This window comes from Salinibacillus aidingensis (genome assembly GCF_055393355.1).
In genome coordinates, this window is record NZ_AP043759.1 from 3271527 (window position 1) to 3287008 (window position 15482).

13 protein-coding genes are annotated in these 15482 nt (G+C 40.3%); 8 read left to right on the plus strand and 5 right to left on the minus strand.

Features of this window, described 5'->3' with window-relative positions; genetic code table 11:
- Positions 1–395 precede the first annotated feature (395 nt).
- The gene (locus tag ACZ5OK_RS16770) at positions 396–1727 is read right to left on the minus strand and encodes a S8 family peptidase (protein ID WP_343838910.1); all 1332 of its coding nucleotides are present in this window, start codon (positions 1725–1727) and stop codon (positions 396–398) included.
- 244 nt (positions 1728–1971) lie between these two features.
- Between ACZ5OK_RS16770 and ACZ5OK_RS16775 the strand changes: the two genes are divergently transcribed.
- A complete protein-coding gene (locus ACZ5OK_RS16775; RefSeq protein ID WP_343838912.1) occupies positions 1972–2265 on the plus strand; it encodes an AbrB/MazE/SpoVT family DNA-binding domain-containing protein in 294 nt (97 codons plus the stop codon).
- Entirely contained in the window at positions 2258–2668 is a 411-nt protein-coding gene (locus ACZ5OK_RS16780; protein ID WP_343838914.1) for a PIN domain-containing protein, read from the plus strand. The genes ACZ5OK_RS16775 and ACZ5OK_RS16780 overlap by 8 nt, the downstream gene beginning before the upstream one ends.
- A 226-nt stretch (positions 2669–2894) precedes the next feature.
- Here ACZ5OK_RS16780 and brnQ read toward each other — a convergent pair whose 3' ends face one another.
- Together brnQ and ACZ5OK_RS16790 are read right to left on the minus strand one after the other, a co-directional pair.
- Complete coding sequence (gene brnQ / locus ACZ5OK_RS16785; RefSeq protein WP_343838916.1) at positions 2895–4229, minus strand: branched-chain amino acid transport system II carrier protein; 1335 nt, start codon at positions 4227–4229, stop codon at positions 2895–2897.
- 123 nt (positions 4230–4352) lie between these two features.
- The gene (locus tag ACZ5OK_RS16790; RefSeq protein ID WP_343838918.1) at positions 4353–5081 is read right to left on the minus strand and encodes a GNAT family N-acetyltransferase; all 729 of its coding nucleotides are present in this window, start codon (positions 5079–5081) and stop codon (positions 4353–4355) included.
- Positions 5082–5251: 170 nt separating this feature from the next.
- Here ACZ5OK_RS16790 and ACZ5OK_RS16795 point away from each other — a divergent pair, with 170 nt between their 5' ends.
- From ACZ5OK_RS16795 to ACZ5OK_RS16805, 3 genes are all read left to right on the plus strand, one after another.
- Entirely contained in the window at positions 5252–6832 is a 1581-nt protein-coding gene (locus ACZ5OK_RS16795) for a Na+/H+ antiporter (protein ID WP_343838920.1), read from the plus strand.
- 247 nt (positions 6833–7079) lie between these two features.
- Positions 7080–7988, plus strand: coding sequence for a homoserine O-acetyltransferase MetA (gene metA / locus ACZ5OK_RS16800; protein ID WP_343838922.1), 909 nt, complete (start codon positions 7080–7082; stop codon positions 7986–7988).
- Positions 7989–8182: 194 nt separating this feature from the next.
- Positions 8183–8425, plus strand: a complete 243-nt coding sequence (locus tag ACZ5OK_RS16805; protein ID WP_343838924.1) for a hypothetical protein — start codon at positions 8183–8185, stop codon at positions 8423–8425.
- Positions 8426–8663: 238 nt separating this feature from the next.
- Here the strand turns inward: ACZ5OK_RS16805 and ACZ5OK_RS16810 are convergent, their stop codons facing one another.
- Positions 8664–9347 carry an HAD family hydrolase gene (locus ACZ5OK_RS16810; protein WP_343839039.1) on the minus strand — a complete coding sequence of 228 codons (684 nt, stop codon included), beginning with the start codon at positions 9345–9347 and terminating at the stop codon, positions 8664–8666.
- Between the two features lie 438 nt (positions 9348–9785).
- Here ACZ5OK_RS16810 and ACZ5OK_RS16815 point away from each other — a divergent pair, with 438 nt between their 5' ends.
- The 3 genes from ACZ5OK_RS16815 to ACZ5OK_RS16825 are packed head-to-tail and all read left to right on the plus strand — an operon-like array spanning position 9786 to position 13398.
- Complete coding sequence (locus tag ACZ5OK_RS16815; protein WP_343839041.1) at positions 9786–10460, plus strand: GntR family transcriptional regulator; 675 nt, start codon at positions 9786–9788, stop codon at positions 10458–10460.
- Entirely contained in the window at positions 10453–11997 is a 1545-nt protein-coding gene (gntK, locus tag ACZ5OK_RS16820; RefSeq protein ID WP_343838926.1) for a gluconokinase, read from the plus strand. The genes ACZ5OK_RS16815 and gntK overlap by 8 nt, the downstream gene beginning before the upstream one ends.
- A gap of 39 nt (positions 11998–12036) precedes the next feature.
- The gene (locus ACZ5OK_RS16825) at positions 12037–13398 is read left to right on the plus strand and encodes a gluconate:H+ symporter (protein ID WP_343838928.1); all 1362 of its coding nucleotides are present in this window, start codon (positions 12037–12039) and stop codon (positions 13396–13398) included.
- A 198-nt stretch (positions 13399–13596) separates the two neighbouring features.
- Here the strand turns inward: ACZ5OK_RS16825 and ACZ5OK_RS16830 are convergent, their stop codons facing one another.
- Entirely contained in the window at positions 13597–15264 is a 1668-nt protein-coding gene (locus tag ACZ5OK_RS16830) for a ribonuclease J (RefSeq protein ID WP_343838930.1), read from the minus strand.
- Between the last annotated feature and the right edge of the window lie 218 nt (positions 15265–15482).

Sequence of the window (15482 nt, forward strand, 5' to 3'; positions counted from 1 at the left end):
GTAACCTTCCCTTTACAGAAACTGAGTTCAGTATCTTTTTATTGAAAACCTTATTTCATCATACAATAATAAGCGAAAATAGGAAAATGGAGAATCAATGGCGTTTTATCTCCTTTTTCTTTTTTATAATTTCTGCAAAAAATGGGGAATCCCTCTATCGTATTTTGATGTATATAAGAAGAGTTCCTTCCTGTTTTTAGAAGAATTACGCCGAAATTTATAGATTAAAACCTGTTATACTCATATTCAGCATAAATCCCCTTATTTAATCCGACTTCCCTTTATATGAGCCAAAATTATATCATTCAATCCACTTCAGCAATTATTAATCTACTTCTCCTCCAGCATCAAAACAAGGAGGGAGTGCCTGACGACTCCCTCCCTCTCTACACTTTTCAGGATTCCGGAATCGCATTTTCCGCATTTATATAACCGGCGCCATAGACATTAGGATCCCGATTATCCCAGTGCGTCGTATTCGTCTTTAACAATTCCTTCACTTGATCCGGTGTTAAACCAGGATTATTTTGAAGCATCAGGCTGACCACTCCTGCACAAATCGGCGTGGCCATCGAGGTGCCTGACAACGTAAAATAATTTTCTCCTACACGGTTGGATGGTTGCAGCTTATCTAAATAGGAGTTTGGGGAGCGGAGAGAAATAATATCGGCTCCAGGGGCTACTATATCAGGCTTCTCCTCACCATAGATAGTCGGGCCTCTGCTGGAAAAACTGGCTATTTCATCATCACTCCGGGTATTTGCTGTATTGCGGTCATCCAGGGCTCCAACGGTAATGACCCGATCGCTAATGCCTGGACTCGAAATCGTCTGGCGGTCCGGTCCGCTGTTGCCGGCCGCGACCACAACAGTAATTCCTTTTCTCCACGCCTCTTCCACCATTTGTACCATGGGATCCTGATCTTCATTTCCGTAATCCTGTGCAGATGTACCAAGTGACATACTCATAACATCAATTTTGCTATCAGGGTTCATTTCATTATATGAAATACACCAATCAATTCCATCCATAATCGTATCAAGCGAACCTGACCCCATACTATCCAGAACTTTCACACCTGCTAAGCTTGCTTCCGGTGCCGGCCCCCTGTACTGAGATGAGGATGCAGAACCATTTCCGGCAGCATCGCCTGCACAGTGGGTCCCGTGACCATTATCGTCATAGGGATCTGACTCATCATTAACAAAATCAACGAAATCTGTAATTCGCCCTGATAAATCCTGATGAGGGTAAATACCTGTATCTACAATGGCAATTTTTGTACCCTTTCCTGTCAGCTGTGAACCATTCCGCACAACATTTCTGGCATTTGCAGATTCCACCGCAACATCCAGCAGTGCATGCACCCGTTTATTTTTATAGACCTTTTTAATATGCTTACAGCTGGTCAGCATCTCTTCTAAACTATTAGGGGTAACATCCGCGGAACAGCAGGATATTCGGGAAAAATACTTATTCACTTTATTCTTCCCATGTCGGTTTGCAATTTTCTTTACCTCATGACACCCTGCATCATAAGCATCAGGATCAAACTGGATAATGACCGGCAGTTTCTTTGATCGCTTGAGCCGGTTCTCAAAAGCCTGATGCAAAAAGCAAGGCGTATATTTAAAAGGTTTATATAGATGAATTAATTCTTCACGTAAAGGCCGTTCCATTTTATTGGCATACTGACGCACCATTTGAATCATCGAATAGCCAAACACTCTTATCCCTCCTCTTCTTGTTTCATTAATAAACTATGAGAGAATAAGAGATTTGGAGTGCATGATTGTCCCTTAATAGAGAAAGATAGGCAAGAACAAAGGCGGAAGTGCCCGTTTCTCCAACTGCGGCTCCCAGGTCCAAGCGGTTGTAAGCATGCCTTTTCAGACTATAGTGATTTCGCTTCTATTGATTAGTAAGTTGCAAAGATATAATGTAATACTTATAATTAATGTAATACTTATTTTGATTGTAAGAGGTGAGGTTCAATTGGAATTAATAAGTGGGAAAATGACAAGTAAAGGACAAATCACTATACCAAAAGAACTAAGAGACCAGTTGGGTGTAGATGAAGGGGATCAAGTTAAGTTTTTAATTGAAGACGATGAAGTACGAATCAAACCGGTTAAGAAAAAATTATTAAGTCAGGCCATAGGAAAAATAACTTCTGAAGAGGAAATTGATCTTGAAAAAATGAGAAAAGTTGCTCATAAGAAAGCATCTGAACACATTTTGTCAGAGGATATCGAACATGAGTAAATATTTAGTCGATACAAACGTCCTTATAAGATTGCTCGTGAAGGATGACCCGGTTAAATTTAGCACGATTGTAAAACTTGCTGAGAAGGTTGAAAAAAATGAATTAACTTTAGTCATTCCAACTGTGGTAATTGCTGAATGCTGCTGGCTGCTTAAGTCTTTTTATAAGCTGGAAAAACATAAAATAACCGAATATTTGTTAGATATTATTGAATCAGAAAATGTAGAACCAGAGGAAGACCACATTATCAATGCTTTGAAAATATACTCGGTTAAAAATGTTGATTTTGCTGACGCCTTAATTGCTAGTAAATCCACTAATAACCTCGCTATCTTAACCTGGAATCAAAAGGATTTTAAAAAACTTCAATGTGAATATTACACTCCAGATGAATTATTATAAATAGCTACGGTTTATATTTCTAAATAACAAAGCGAGGGTTAATCCCTCGCTTTTCTATTGTCCTGCTACGGCTCCTAGGTCAAGGCGGATATAAGCCAAAGCCATTCCGTGGCCAAAGTCATGCCGCTCCAGGTGTTCGTCTTATCCCGCATGACCTAAAACAGTCGCCTTCGTTTTTCTCTGTCCAGCTGCGGCTCCCAGGCCTAACCGGTCGCCTTCGCTTTTCCTACTCCATATACGGCTGTTTTCGAATGTTGAATAACACTCCTGCTCCATGAATGATAAGTGCGATTAGTGCTCCCGCCACACTTGGCAGAACCCAGCCTGCACCATATTCAAACAGAGGCAGATAGGATAAAAGATTTTTTATGCTTACCATCTTTAAGCCTGCTGCTGCCAGACCATCATAAAGACTGATGAGACCTGCTCCAATAATAGCACCTGAAAATACAATTCGAGGCATGGCTTTTATCGAGTTCATAATGGATAAAATGATTATCACAATAGCTATCGGGTAAATCATTGTCAACACAGGTAATGAAACCGCAATGAGCTGGGTTAATCCCAGATTTGCCATGGTAAAACTGAATAAACAAATAATCGCAATAACCACTTTGTATGGAATCTTTTCAAATCGTTCATTTATAAACTCCCCACAGGCCGAGACAAGCCCAATGGACGTGGTTAAACAAGCAAAGGTAATCACAAGTGCTAAAATGACCATCCCTGTGGGTCCGAAGAAAAGGGACGTAACATTTGTAAGGATCGAACCTCCATTATCCTGGACGCCTGTTGCACTTACACTTGTCGCTCCGATAAAGGCCAAAGAAAGATAAACAAAGGACAGTCCTACTCCTGCGATAAGCCCCGCCTTAACTGTGTAGGACCGTATGTTTGAAACATCAGTAATTCCTTTGTCTTTAATCCGATTAATAACGACCAAGCCAAATACCAGAGCGGCAATGGCATCCATCGTTAGATATCCCTCAAGAAAACCGCTTGAAAAAGCCTTATCTAAATATTTTCCGGTTGCCTCACCCACAGGTCCCGGCGGTGAAGCGAAACCTCGAATCGCAACCAGGACAATTAACAGCAATAATAATGGTGTAATCATTTTCCCGATTCGATCTACAAGCTTAGCCGGATTGAGAGCTAATAAATAGGTTAAGCTGAAAAACACAAAGGTCGATATAAATAAAATAAGCGAGCTGTTTTCAGATAAGAAAGGCAGGACTCCCACTTCATAGGCAACCGTAGCCGTACGCGGAATGCCGAAAAACGGCCCAATAGCCAAATAAATCACAAATGGAAATACAACCTGAAAAAACGGATGAACTCTTTGTGAGAGCCTGTCTAGGTTGCCGGCCATGGAAACGGTAATAATCGCAACAAGCGGAAGGCCAACACCAGTTACAAGAAAGCCTGATATCGCCGGCCACAGGGACTCACCTGCCTGCTGACCCAGTAAAGGAGGAAAAATGATATTTCCCGCACCTAAAAATAAAGCTAACATAAAAAATCCTAAGGCAAATACTTCTCTGGTTGCCAGGGTCTGTTTCATGATGATCCTCCCATGATGAAATTTTGTATGTCGAATACGAACGTTTCATGTCGATTCAAAAGATTACTAACCTAATATACAAAACTTTTAGAAAACTGTAAATGTATTTTTTATAAAATATAGTTATCCGTTGGTCGTTTCTATATCTATTCGATAAATCCCCTTACGATCCCGCAGGCGACAGCAGTTTTTCAGAAAAATCGTGATCATAGCCTCATTATGAATGTCCGTACTTCCCACATATTTTTTGGCACCAAACGTTCGGAGGATTTCTAAAGCACCTTTATGCAGTTCCTTACCAACTCCCTGAGACCTTTTATCAGGAACCACACCAAAATAAAACAGTCTTCCCTCATCCTTGGTTCCCATCTCAATGTGAGGAATCGCAATCCCTAAATAATCATGATCTTTCGTAAAATAATAGCAATGGTCCTTCCAATTTGGGCCTAATTCCTTTTTTACCGAATCCAGCACCTCATCCATATTTTCCTGGAGATCATTTTTATTAGCGGAGCCACTTCTGCACAAACCATATAATCGCTTGTATTCATCCTCACTGATTTTCCCATCAGAAAGACAGGCATACGATATCTCATTATGAATCCTCGGCAATCCTTCAAGGTCTCTTGTGTACTCCACAATTGTAGAAACCTTTTGAAAAGGGTTATTCAGCAGCCATTCCTCATAGGCTTCATCCATCAGCAACGATAGAAAGCCGGCCCGTTCCTCCTTCCACTGCTGTAAAATCTGTGACAATTGCTCTTTGTATTGCGCTTGATCAATATTACCCTTTTGAATTTGATCAACCAGCCAATATTTTTTCTCATTTTTAATCACGTTAAATAGACGCAATGGCTACGCTCCTTTACTTTTTCTCAAAAAGAGTATAACACGCAGGACATAAAGATTCAGAGTTTTTTAACCGTACTCCATGTACATCCCTATGAAATCTTTTTAATAATTTGGGAAACATAACAAGATGATGAAAATGCAGATAACCGTAATAAAGGAGGAACAGCCTCATGCATGGACTCGATTTACATCATATATTTGAGCTTGGTCTCATTCTCATCATGATTGCAGCCGGCATTACAGCGATTGCTAAAAAGTTTGAAAGGCCCTATCCAATTGCACTCGTGATTGTTGGGACCATCATCGGTCTTTTTCATATCCCGATTCTCGAGCCACTTATTGAATTAATTACTGAAGGAGAAATCTTTAATTTTGTCATTCTTACTCTCTTTTTACCTGCATTATTAGGGGAAGCCGCATTGAAGCTGCCTTTTTCCCATTTAGAAGAAAATAAAAATCCTATTTTGGCTTTAGCCTTTGGTGGAACGCTTTTATCCTTTATTGTGATTGGCTTTTTATCTTTATGGCTTATGGACATCTCCATTCCCGCTGCATTTGTGTTTGCAGCTGTTTTAAGTGCGACAGATCCGGTCAGTGTTTTATCTATTTTTAAAAGTGTGGGTGTTCATAAACGGCTGTCTACCGTCATTGAGGGAGAAAGCTTAATAAATGACGGTCTGGCTGTTGTGTTATTTAACATATCCGCCTTTTCCCTGTTAACCTATCTGGATCTTGGCTTTGAAGGGTTAGGTTTAGGTGTCTGGGAATTTGTAAAAGTGGTTTCACTCGGGTTGATTATTGGCGGAGCGCTCGGGTATGGATTTTCCAAAATAACGAAGTACTTCGATGATTATCCGTTAGAAATTATTTTCAGCATTATTCTTTTTTATGGAGCATATTTGCTCGCAGAAACCTTTCATGCATCAGGGGTCATTGCTGTTGTGGTTTCCGCCCTTGTTCTGGGGAATTATGGGACAAAAATTGGCATGAGCCCGACTACCAGATTAAATATTAATAACTTCTGGGACGTCGCGGCACTACTGGCCAACTCCCTTGTTTTTTTAATGGTCGGATTAGAAATCACAAGAATAAATGTAGCAGATAAATGGTGGATGATTTTCCTTGCTATTCTCATTGTCCTCATCGCCAGAAGTGTTGCCGTATATGGCAGTCTCTTGTTCATAAGTAATTTCCCCAACCCCTGGAAGCACATTCTCAATTGGGGCGGTTTACGAGGATCCATATCCATTGCGCTTGTTTTAAGTCTTCCAAGAGATTTTGCCGGCCGTGACGAAATTTTAATTATGGCCTTCAGCGTGGTTCTATTTTCATTAGTGATACAGGGACTAACCATTAAACCGCTCATATCTCTTCTGGGTGTAAAGGAAAAAGAAAAGGGCTATGAGGATTATCGAAAACTCATTGCAAGAGGCCACCGCTATGAAACCGCGATTGATGAAGTCGAGAAGGTAAAAAATAAACTGTTAATCAGTGAAACGGTCGCCAAAGAGCTCGTCGATTACTATGAGCAGAATCTCGAGGAATTACAGGATAAAATCAAGGAGCTTTTTGAAAAATACCCAAACCTGAAAGAACAGCAAAGAAATGTGTTACAGCGCCATTCCCTCTATGCACAGCACGAGGTGATTGACCACTTACTAAGTGAAGGGATCATCACCAGCGAAATTGCCGAGGAGGAGGAAGAGTTGATTACGAATAAACTGGTGGAACTTGAGGAGGAAAATGAATGATGGGTTTCGCGTGTACAAGATAAAAAATATACTCGTGAAGGCCATTTTACCCGCGTGCCTGGGGGTGGGTGGCCTTCATCCATTAAATAAACGAAATTTCCCCATTTGACTTAGCCCAAAAGTATTCTAAAACACACAAAAACCCCAACAGAATGGCCTTTTATAATTTTCCGAATTTTATACAATGAAATATTCTGCGCTATCCTTTAGAATATATATACATGAATTACATAAAAGGGGGAACAACATGCCAATTAATATACCAAAGCAGCTGCCAGCACGTGGTATCCTTGAAGAGGAAAACATTTTCGTCATGGATCTGGAACGAGCTCACACGCAGGACATTCGTCCGCTTAAAATTGTAATTATGAATCTCATGCCGGATAAGGAACGAACTGAAACTCAGCTTCTCCGTTTATTGGGGAACTCACCCTTGCAGGTATCCATCACCTTCCTTCATACAGCTACACATAAATCAAAAAACGTTGAGGCATCGCATCTAAATCAGTTTTATAACACCTTTGATAATATTAAGGACAAAAAATTTGATGGCATGATTATTACAGGCGCACCTATTGAACAACTGCCTTTTGAAGAGGTGGATTACTGGGAAGAGCTGACGGAAATTATGGAATGGTCGAAAACGCATGTTACCTCTGTCTTACACATTTGCTGGGGTGCACAGGCTGCTCTTTATTATCACTATGGAATCGGAAAATTTGAGCTGCCTAAGAAATGTACCGGCGTCTACCGGCATTACGTTCAAAATCCAACTGTAGAACTGGTGCGGGGCTTTGACGAGGAATTTCTGGCTCCTCATTCCAGATATACCAGTACGTCTTTAGAGGAAGTTGAAGCATCAGACGACTTACTCACACTGTCTGTTTCTGAACATAACGAACCTTTTCTCATCTTATCAAAGGATGAAAAGCATGTGATGATTACCGGTCACTTAGAATATGACGCACGCACACTCGGCGATGAATACAAACGGGATACGAAGCGGGGCTTAGAGGCCGATATTCCTGAAAACTACTATCCCGGAGATGACCCAAACCAAAAACCCCTCCATCGCTGGCGATCACACGCCCACCTGCTGTTTACAAACTGGCTCAATTATTATGTCTATCAGGAAACGCCTTTTGAATGGGATTGAAAGGGGTTAACTGGATTTTCCAGGGAGTTGGGTTATGAGGACTCCACGATTCATGGAGCATTGAATTGTTATACAATTTGATGCTCTTCTTTCTTTTATATCCGTTAATTAATTGTATTGAGGACAGATAGTTCAATATATGGACATTATGAACTTTTGTTCCTTAGTCCCACCAAAAAGAACTTAAAAATGTTATGGGTAACAAAGTTAGAGTAGTCGGTAGTCGATCTGGATTACACATTTTGTTAGAGGTAAAAACCAATATGAGTGAAGAGGAATTAATTGAAACTGCCATGACAAATGAAGTTAAAGTCTATCCAACATCAAAATATTGGATTGATGTACGTAATACTGAACACCCTATAATTTTACTTGGTTTTGGGGGATTGAGTGAAGAAGAAATTTATGATGGTATAATTAGACTAAATAAAGCTTAGTTCAATTAATACGAAAGATTTCTTGCTACCCCTTAAGGTACATCTTGAAGTGGCCAATTCATTTTTATACAAAATTAGACGCAAACCATTTTATTCAGGGTTTGTGCCCTGTTGCTGAGATGTTATTGATTTACTTGTAAAGGTAAAGTGATCGTTTACTTTTATTGTTTATCTTCACAATCTATAATGGTGGGTAATACACAGAGGTTTACCTTCACCTTTTATAAATATTTCAAATTCACCACGCTTTGTTTTGACAAGTTTTCTTTCCCATCACAGCTAAAGGTACCTCTTCCAAACCTTCCACTATGAAATCTGCTTTAACATTTTCCCATTGATGGTCTTTTTTCCAAACAGCTTTCATTCCTACATTTTGAGCGGCCTTTATATCTTTATCTGGATGGTCGCCAACATATATACTCTCGGCAGGAGAAACATTTAATTTTTCTAAGGCTTTAAAAAATATTTGTGGTTCAGGCTTTTTCATTCCTTCCCATCCGGATATAAGGATTGTGTGAAAGTATTTCTCAATGCCTAAAGCCTTAATATTATCCAGTTGGAATTGCCCTTTACCATTCGTAATCATTCCAAGAATAATATTACTATTCGTTAATTTATCTAGTGTACTAATGAGATTGGAGAAAGGAACACAACTTTTCTTAAATTGATTGATATAGTCTTGAAGTAAGTCTTCCCACGTCAGACCTGTGATGTCAAATTCATCCACTAATTGTTGGTAAACTTTATCCTTCCAAACTTGACCCCTGTCATCAAGTTCAGTAAATCTTGTTATGTAATTATCCTTTGGAATATGATTTAGCCATTTATTTAGTCGTTGGTATTGCTTTTCAATAAAAAATTTTACTGAGGCATCTCGGTTTAATAAAGTTCCATCTAAGTCAAACACAACAGCTTTTATAATATTTATCCACTCCCCCAAAAGTTCTCTATGATTACTTGTTTATTTAAGTAAATTTACAATGAAAATAAGATGGAATCCAGTAATTGCTTATTAAACTAAACTGCTTCTGTTGAAGAACATTGTCCAGCTTATTTTACCATAAAATTTCAAATCATCCTTTGATCAACATGATGAGGACCATTTTACCGGAATATAGCCTGTATTAGGGTCTTCATTCGTATTATGAAGGACACCCTCCAGCATTTCCTTCTTCATTTGGCCTTCATACCGAATATTCGACAAAATTCGGGTGGTGACAGGCACCAAAAAAGAAAGGGTTTACATTTCGTAATGCTCGTGCTAATATACTTGTATACAAGTTAAACAAGTATTGCACTTGAAAGAGGGTGGATTTATTTGAAAGCGTTCTATCCTGAGCAAAGACTTGGCTCTTCTTCAATGGGGGAGAGAGTTGCCGCTGATCTGAGAATGCGCATTATCTCCAATGATATTGAAAAAGAGACCCTATTATCTGAAAACCAATTATCCAAAGAATATCAGGTTAGCCGATCACCTATTAGGGATGCACTAAAGCTGCTTGAGAAAGAAGATTTAATTGAACTGAAAAAAATGGGTGCTGAAGTCATCGGGATAACCGAGAAGGACATCGAGGAAATCTATGATGTAAGACTGATGATTGAATCCTTTGTCTTTCGCAGAATCCTAAATAAAGACAATCAGCAGCTCATTCTTGAATTGCAGAAGATATTAGAGATGATGAAAATTGCGATTAAATATAAAGATGCCACTGAATTTACCTTTAAGGATATAGAGTTTCACGAAACCATTATCACATCGATTCAGCACAGGCATATCGGCATTCTCTGGGCAAATTTGAAACCGGTTGTAGAATGTCTGGTGTTACTGGATATGAGACATCGTATGCAGGAAAACTACGAGGATTTTGAACGGGTCATTGCCAATCACGAACTGTTCATTCAGGCCATCGAGAAAAAGGATGAACAATTGGTTGAAGAAGCCTTCTACAAGAACTTTAATGATGTTCAGAAGCAGTCAGAAGGGCTATGGCACAACCCGGAATACTTAAAGAGAGCGAGTGACTACCATGAATAAACCACAGTATATGCTTGGCGTAGATATTGGTACCACAAGTACGAAAGCGGTTTTATATCAAAAATCAGGTGAAATAATCGCTGAAGAAAACAATGGCTACGAACTATATACGCCTGATATCAATACGGCGGAACAGGACCCGGAAGAAATTTTTCAGGCCGTTCTGCTCTCCATTGGAAATGTAATGAAAAAGTCCAGGATAAATCCTGAATACCTTTCTTTTATTTCCTTTAGCAGCGCCATGCACAGTTTAATTGCCATTGATGAAAATGATCAGCCGTTAACACAGTGCATCACCTGGGCGGATAACAGAAGCTCCAAATGGGCTAAAAAAATTAAGGAAGACATGAACGGACACGACATTTACCGAAGAACCGGAACACCTATCCACCCCATGTCACCTTTAAGCAAGATTACCTGGATAGAACATGACAAACCAGAGCTCGCGAAAAAGACGAAAAAATATATCGGGATTAAGGAATATGTTTTTTATAAATTGTTCAACGATTACGCCGTTGACTACTCCCTCGCTTCCGCCATGGGGCTGTTTAACCTTAAGAGGCTTTCCTGGGACGAAGAGGCGTTAAAAGTGGCCGGGATTTCAGCGGACAAGCTTTCCCGCCTGGTATCCACAAAGGAAATCTTTACCGGCTGTAATGAATCCTATGCGGAACAGATGGGAATTTTACCAGAAACCCTGTTTATCATCGGTGCCAGTGATGGAGTCCTATCCAATATTGGAGTAAACGCCATTAAGGAAGGGGAAGTGGCGGTTACCATCGGGACAAGTGGTGCGATTCGAACCGTTATTCCAAAGCCTCACACGGATCCAAAAGGACGTACCTTCTGCTATGCACTGACCGAGGATCATTGGGTGATTGGCGGGCCAGTCAATAATGGCGGGATTGTCTTCCGATGGATACGGGATGAATTAGCCGACAGTGAAGTGGAGACAGCCAAACGCTTAGGCATTGATCCTTATGATGTCCTTACTGAAATTGCAGAAAGGGTAAAGCCTGGATCCAACGGGCTGGTTTTCCACCCCTTCCTGTCCGGAGAAAGGGCACCGCTATGGAATTCTAATGTGCGCGGATCCTTTATCGGACTTACCTTAAATCATAAAAAAGAGCACATGGTCCGTGCCGCTTTGGAAGGCGTCATTTACAACCTTTATACCGTGTTCCTGGCCTTAACCGAAGCAATGGACACACCTGTAACAGCCATCAAGGCAACAGGAGGCTTTGCCAAATCCGAATTATGGCGGCAAATGCTTGCGGATGTATTTGATCAGAATGTTGTCATTCCGGAAAGCTATGAATCATCCTGTCTGGGAGCCTGCTTATTAGGTCTCTACGCACTTAATGAAATTGATTCCTTTAATGTCGTTGAGGATTACATTGGTTCTACTCACCAGCACGAGCCAAATCCTGATCACGTTAAAGAATATCGAAAACTGATGCCTACGTTTATCAATATCTCCCGCTCTCTGACCAACGTGTATGAACAGATTGCGGACTATCAATCAGAACTGGATTAGAAACAGACATATAAACAACCAAGATGGGAGAGAGGAAACATGTTTGAAAATATTTTTCCACTAATTATCGTCGCATTAGGAGTAGGGGTTTTATTACTTCTTATCACCAAGCTGCAAATCAATACGTTTATTTCCTTAATTATCACGGCATTTCTTGTTGCTCTGGCTCTGGGAATGCCCCTTGATGAAATTGTGTCATCGATCGAATCGGGGATGGGCGCAACACTCGGCAGTATCGCTTTAATCTTTGGCTTTGGTGCAATCCTGGGCCGATTAGTCGCTGATGCAGGTGGTGCCCAGCGCATTGCGATTACCTTAATTGACAAGTTTGGAGAGAAACGAATTCAGTGGGCAGTTGTAATCGCTTCCTTTATTATTGGTATTGCGCTATTCTTTGAAGTTGGACTCGTTCTATTAATTCCTATTGTTTATCAAATTGCTAAAGAACTTAAAGTATCACCTTTATATCTAGGAATTCCAATGACAGCTGCATTATCGGTGACTCACGGATTTTTACCACCACACCCGGGCCCAACCGTTATTGCACAGCAGTATGAAGCAAATATTGGAATGGTATTAATTTATGGTATTATTATCGCGATTCCTACAGTAATTATCGCAGGACCTTTATTCACAAAACTGGCACAGAAAATTACACCAGACTCCTTTAATAAAACTGGAGACATGACAGCTATTGGAGAATCAAAATCCTTTAAAATTGAAAATACACCTGGCTTTGGTATCAGTGTCTTAACTTCCTTATTCCCAGTTATTTTAATGGCGCTTACAACCATTGTTGATTTAGTACAGGATCTTGGAAACGTTTCAGATAATCTATTGTTTGATATTATTCATCTCATTGGTCAGCCAACAGCAGCATTACTCATTTCCGTACTCTTAGCGATCTATACAATGGGAGTACAGCGAAACATTCCAATGAAGCAAGTCATGACTTCAGCCGAAGAATCCATCCGTGCCATCGGTATGATGCTCCTGATCATTGGTGGTGGCGGTGTACTGAAACAAGTACTCATTGATGGCGGAGTTGGCGATGCCGTAGCTAATCTATTTGCCGACACCCAAATGTCACCATTAGTTCTTGCCTGGCTGATTGCCGCTATCCTGAGAATTGCGCTTGGTTCGGCAACTGTCGCAGCGTTAACAACAGCCGGTCTGGTTATCCCGCTCATGCAGGGAAGCGCTGTGGATCCAGCCTTGATGGTTCTTGCAACTGGTGCCGGAAGCTTAATCGCCTCTCACGTAAACGACGCAGGCTTCTGGATGTTCAAGGAATTCTTCGGTTTAAGTGTAAAAGAAACCTTTGCCACCTGGACATTCTTAGAAACCATCATTTCCGTTGTCGGACTTGTCGGTGTGTTAGTCATTAATATGTTTGTATAAAGAAATTCACAAAGGAATTCACACTAAATTCACATTTAAAAGGGACTTAGGAATTTTTCTAAGTCCCTTTAGCATGGTTTTCCTTTTTCAACTAACACTCCCTTTACTTTAAGTACACAACTTCACAATCAACTAACAAATGTAATATCTTGTGAATCCCAAGTGCCGTGTGACAGACTGACCCCAAATATTTATAATTTAAATATCCATCAATATCGGAACAATCATTGGTTCTTTCTTCGTATGTTGTTTTACATATTTAGCAAGAGACCTTTTTACCCGTTTTTTTATGAGATTCCATGATCCTCTATCTGTATCACGCAGCTCGTTAATGGTTTCTTTTGTAATTCGATTCATTCCCTTTCTAAGCTCTGTGAAGTTTTGATCGACGAATCCACGGGAAATAAATTCGGGATCTGAGAGTAGTTTTTTATCGTGTTTATTTATTGGGATAATCGCCATGAGCATTCCTTCCTCTGAAATTTGTTTACGGTCTCTTAATACAAATTCCATATCTCCTACATCTACTCCATCCACATAAGTGTCACCGCTCGGGATGTTTCTCGTGCTGCGGGCAATGGAATGCTCAATATCGACAACATCCCCATTTTTCAAAATAAAGGTGTTGCCTTTTTCAATCCCTACCGATTCTGCGAGCATTCGGTGATGATGTAGCATTCGGTGTTCACCATGAATGGGTATGAAGTATTTTGGCTTCATCAAGGTTAGCATGAGTCGTAAATCTTCTTGATAGCCATGACCTGAAACGTGCATGCCTGAGCTGCTTCCTGAACCATAAATCACATGGGCTCCAAGTTTATAGAGGTTGTCGACAATACTGGTTACATTCTTTTCATTCCCTGGGATCGGACCGGCGGCAAGGATGACCGTATCCTCGGGTAAGATCTCTACATCGCGAAAGTTACCAGTGGACAGGCGACTAAGGGCTGCCAGGGCCTCTCCTTGGCTCCCAGTGCATAAAATAGTTACCCTTTCTGGAGGCAACTCATCAATATCACGAGCTTCAATTAACATCCATTTTGGAATAACTAAATAGCCGCGGTCCATCGCAACCTTTACAACATTCATCATCGACCGACCTAGTAAAGCTAGTTTTCGATTGGTTTTCTCAGCAGCATCGACAACCTGTTGGATCCGACTAATATTGGAAGCGAACGTGGATACAATGACTTTTCGTTTTGCTTGTGTAAATATCTGTTCTAAATTTTTCCCTACCATTTGTTCAGAAGGTGTATAGCCTGGTCGCTCAGCATTGGTGCTTTCGGACAATAGAAGCAGAACCCCTTTGTTGCCGATGTTAGCCATTTTGTGAATATCTGGTCGTTCATTGTTCGCAGGGGTCAAATCAAATTTGAAGTCCCCCGTATGTACGATCGTTCCTTCTGGCATGTTAAAGACAATCCCTAAACAATCCGGAATGCTATGGTTCACTTTGAAAAAGCTTATCTCCATGTCGCCAATTTGAACTTCTGAATCGGAATGGATTTCAATTAATTCACTTTCTCGTAAAAGCCGATGTTCCTTTAATTTGATTTCAACAAGCCCCAGTGTGAACCGTGTCGCATACACGGGCACATTTATGGTTTTCAAGAAAAAAGGGACTCCTCCAATGTGATCCTCATGCCCGTGTGTAAGTATTAGCGCACGCACTCGGCTCTGATTTTCTATAATGTAAGACATATCCGGTATAATTAAATCAATGCCTAATAACGTCTCATCAGGAAACTTATTCCCACAATCAATCAGTACAATATCGTTGCCATATTCGATGGCGTACATATTTTTCCCAATTTCATTTAATCCACCAAGAGCATAAACGGACAATGAATTCCGATTTGTTCCCATATTAATCCCTCCCAGTTCTAATATGGGTTAGTATGCCCTTGATTTATAGTATTTATCGGAGAATATAGCAAAAATAACTATCTTGAAGAAAGCAAAAAACAAGAGGCTGTCCCTTGTTTTTTGCTTTTAGTTGTATCGAATTTGAATTCTTCTCAAATCATTTACCGCGGGACGAAGACTAACTCCATTAATAGTACTCCCTATATTAGTATCAATCA

Excerpts from the sequence above, each read along its gene's own strand:
- brnQ (WP_343838916.1), bottom strand. The coding sequence starts at position 4,229 with ATGAAACAGACCCTGGCAACCAGAGAAGTATTTGCCTTAGGATTTTTT.
- metA (WP_343838922.1), top strand. The coding sequence starts at position 7,080 with ATGCCAATTAATATACCAAAGCAGCTGCCAGCACGTGGTATCCTTGAA.
- ACZ5OK_RS16825 (WP_343838928.1), top strand. The coding sequence starts at position 12,037 with ATGTTTGAAAATATTTTTCCACTAATTATCGTCGCATTAGGAGTAGGG.
- ACZ5OK_RS16795 (WP_343838920.1), top strand. The coding sequence starts at position 5,252 with ATGCATGGACTCGATTTACATCATATATTTGAGCTTGGTCTCATTCTC.
- ACZ5OK_RS16815 (WP_343839041.1), top strand. The coding sequence starts at position 9,786 with ATGGGGGAGAGAGTTGCCGCTGATCTGAGAATGCGCATTATCTCCAAT.
- ACZ5OK_RS16805 (WP_343838924.1), top strand. The coding sequence starts at position 8,183 with ATGGGTAACAAAGTTAGAGTAGTCGGTAGTCGATCTGGATTACACATT.
- ACZ5OK_RS16780 (WP_343838914.1), top strand. The coding sequence starts at position 2,258 with ATGAGTAAATATTTAGTCGATACAAACGTCCTTATAAGATTGCTCGTG.
- ACZ5OK_RS16830 (WP_343838930.1), bottom strand. The coding sequence starts at position 15,264 with ATGGGAACAAATCGGAATTCATTGTCCGTTTATGCTCTTGGTGGATTA.
- gntK (WP_343838926.1), top strand. The coding sequence starts at position 10,453 with ATGAATAAACCACAGTATATGCTTGGCGTAGATATTGGTACCACAAGT.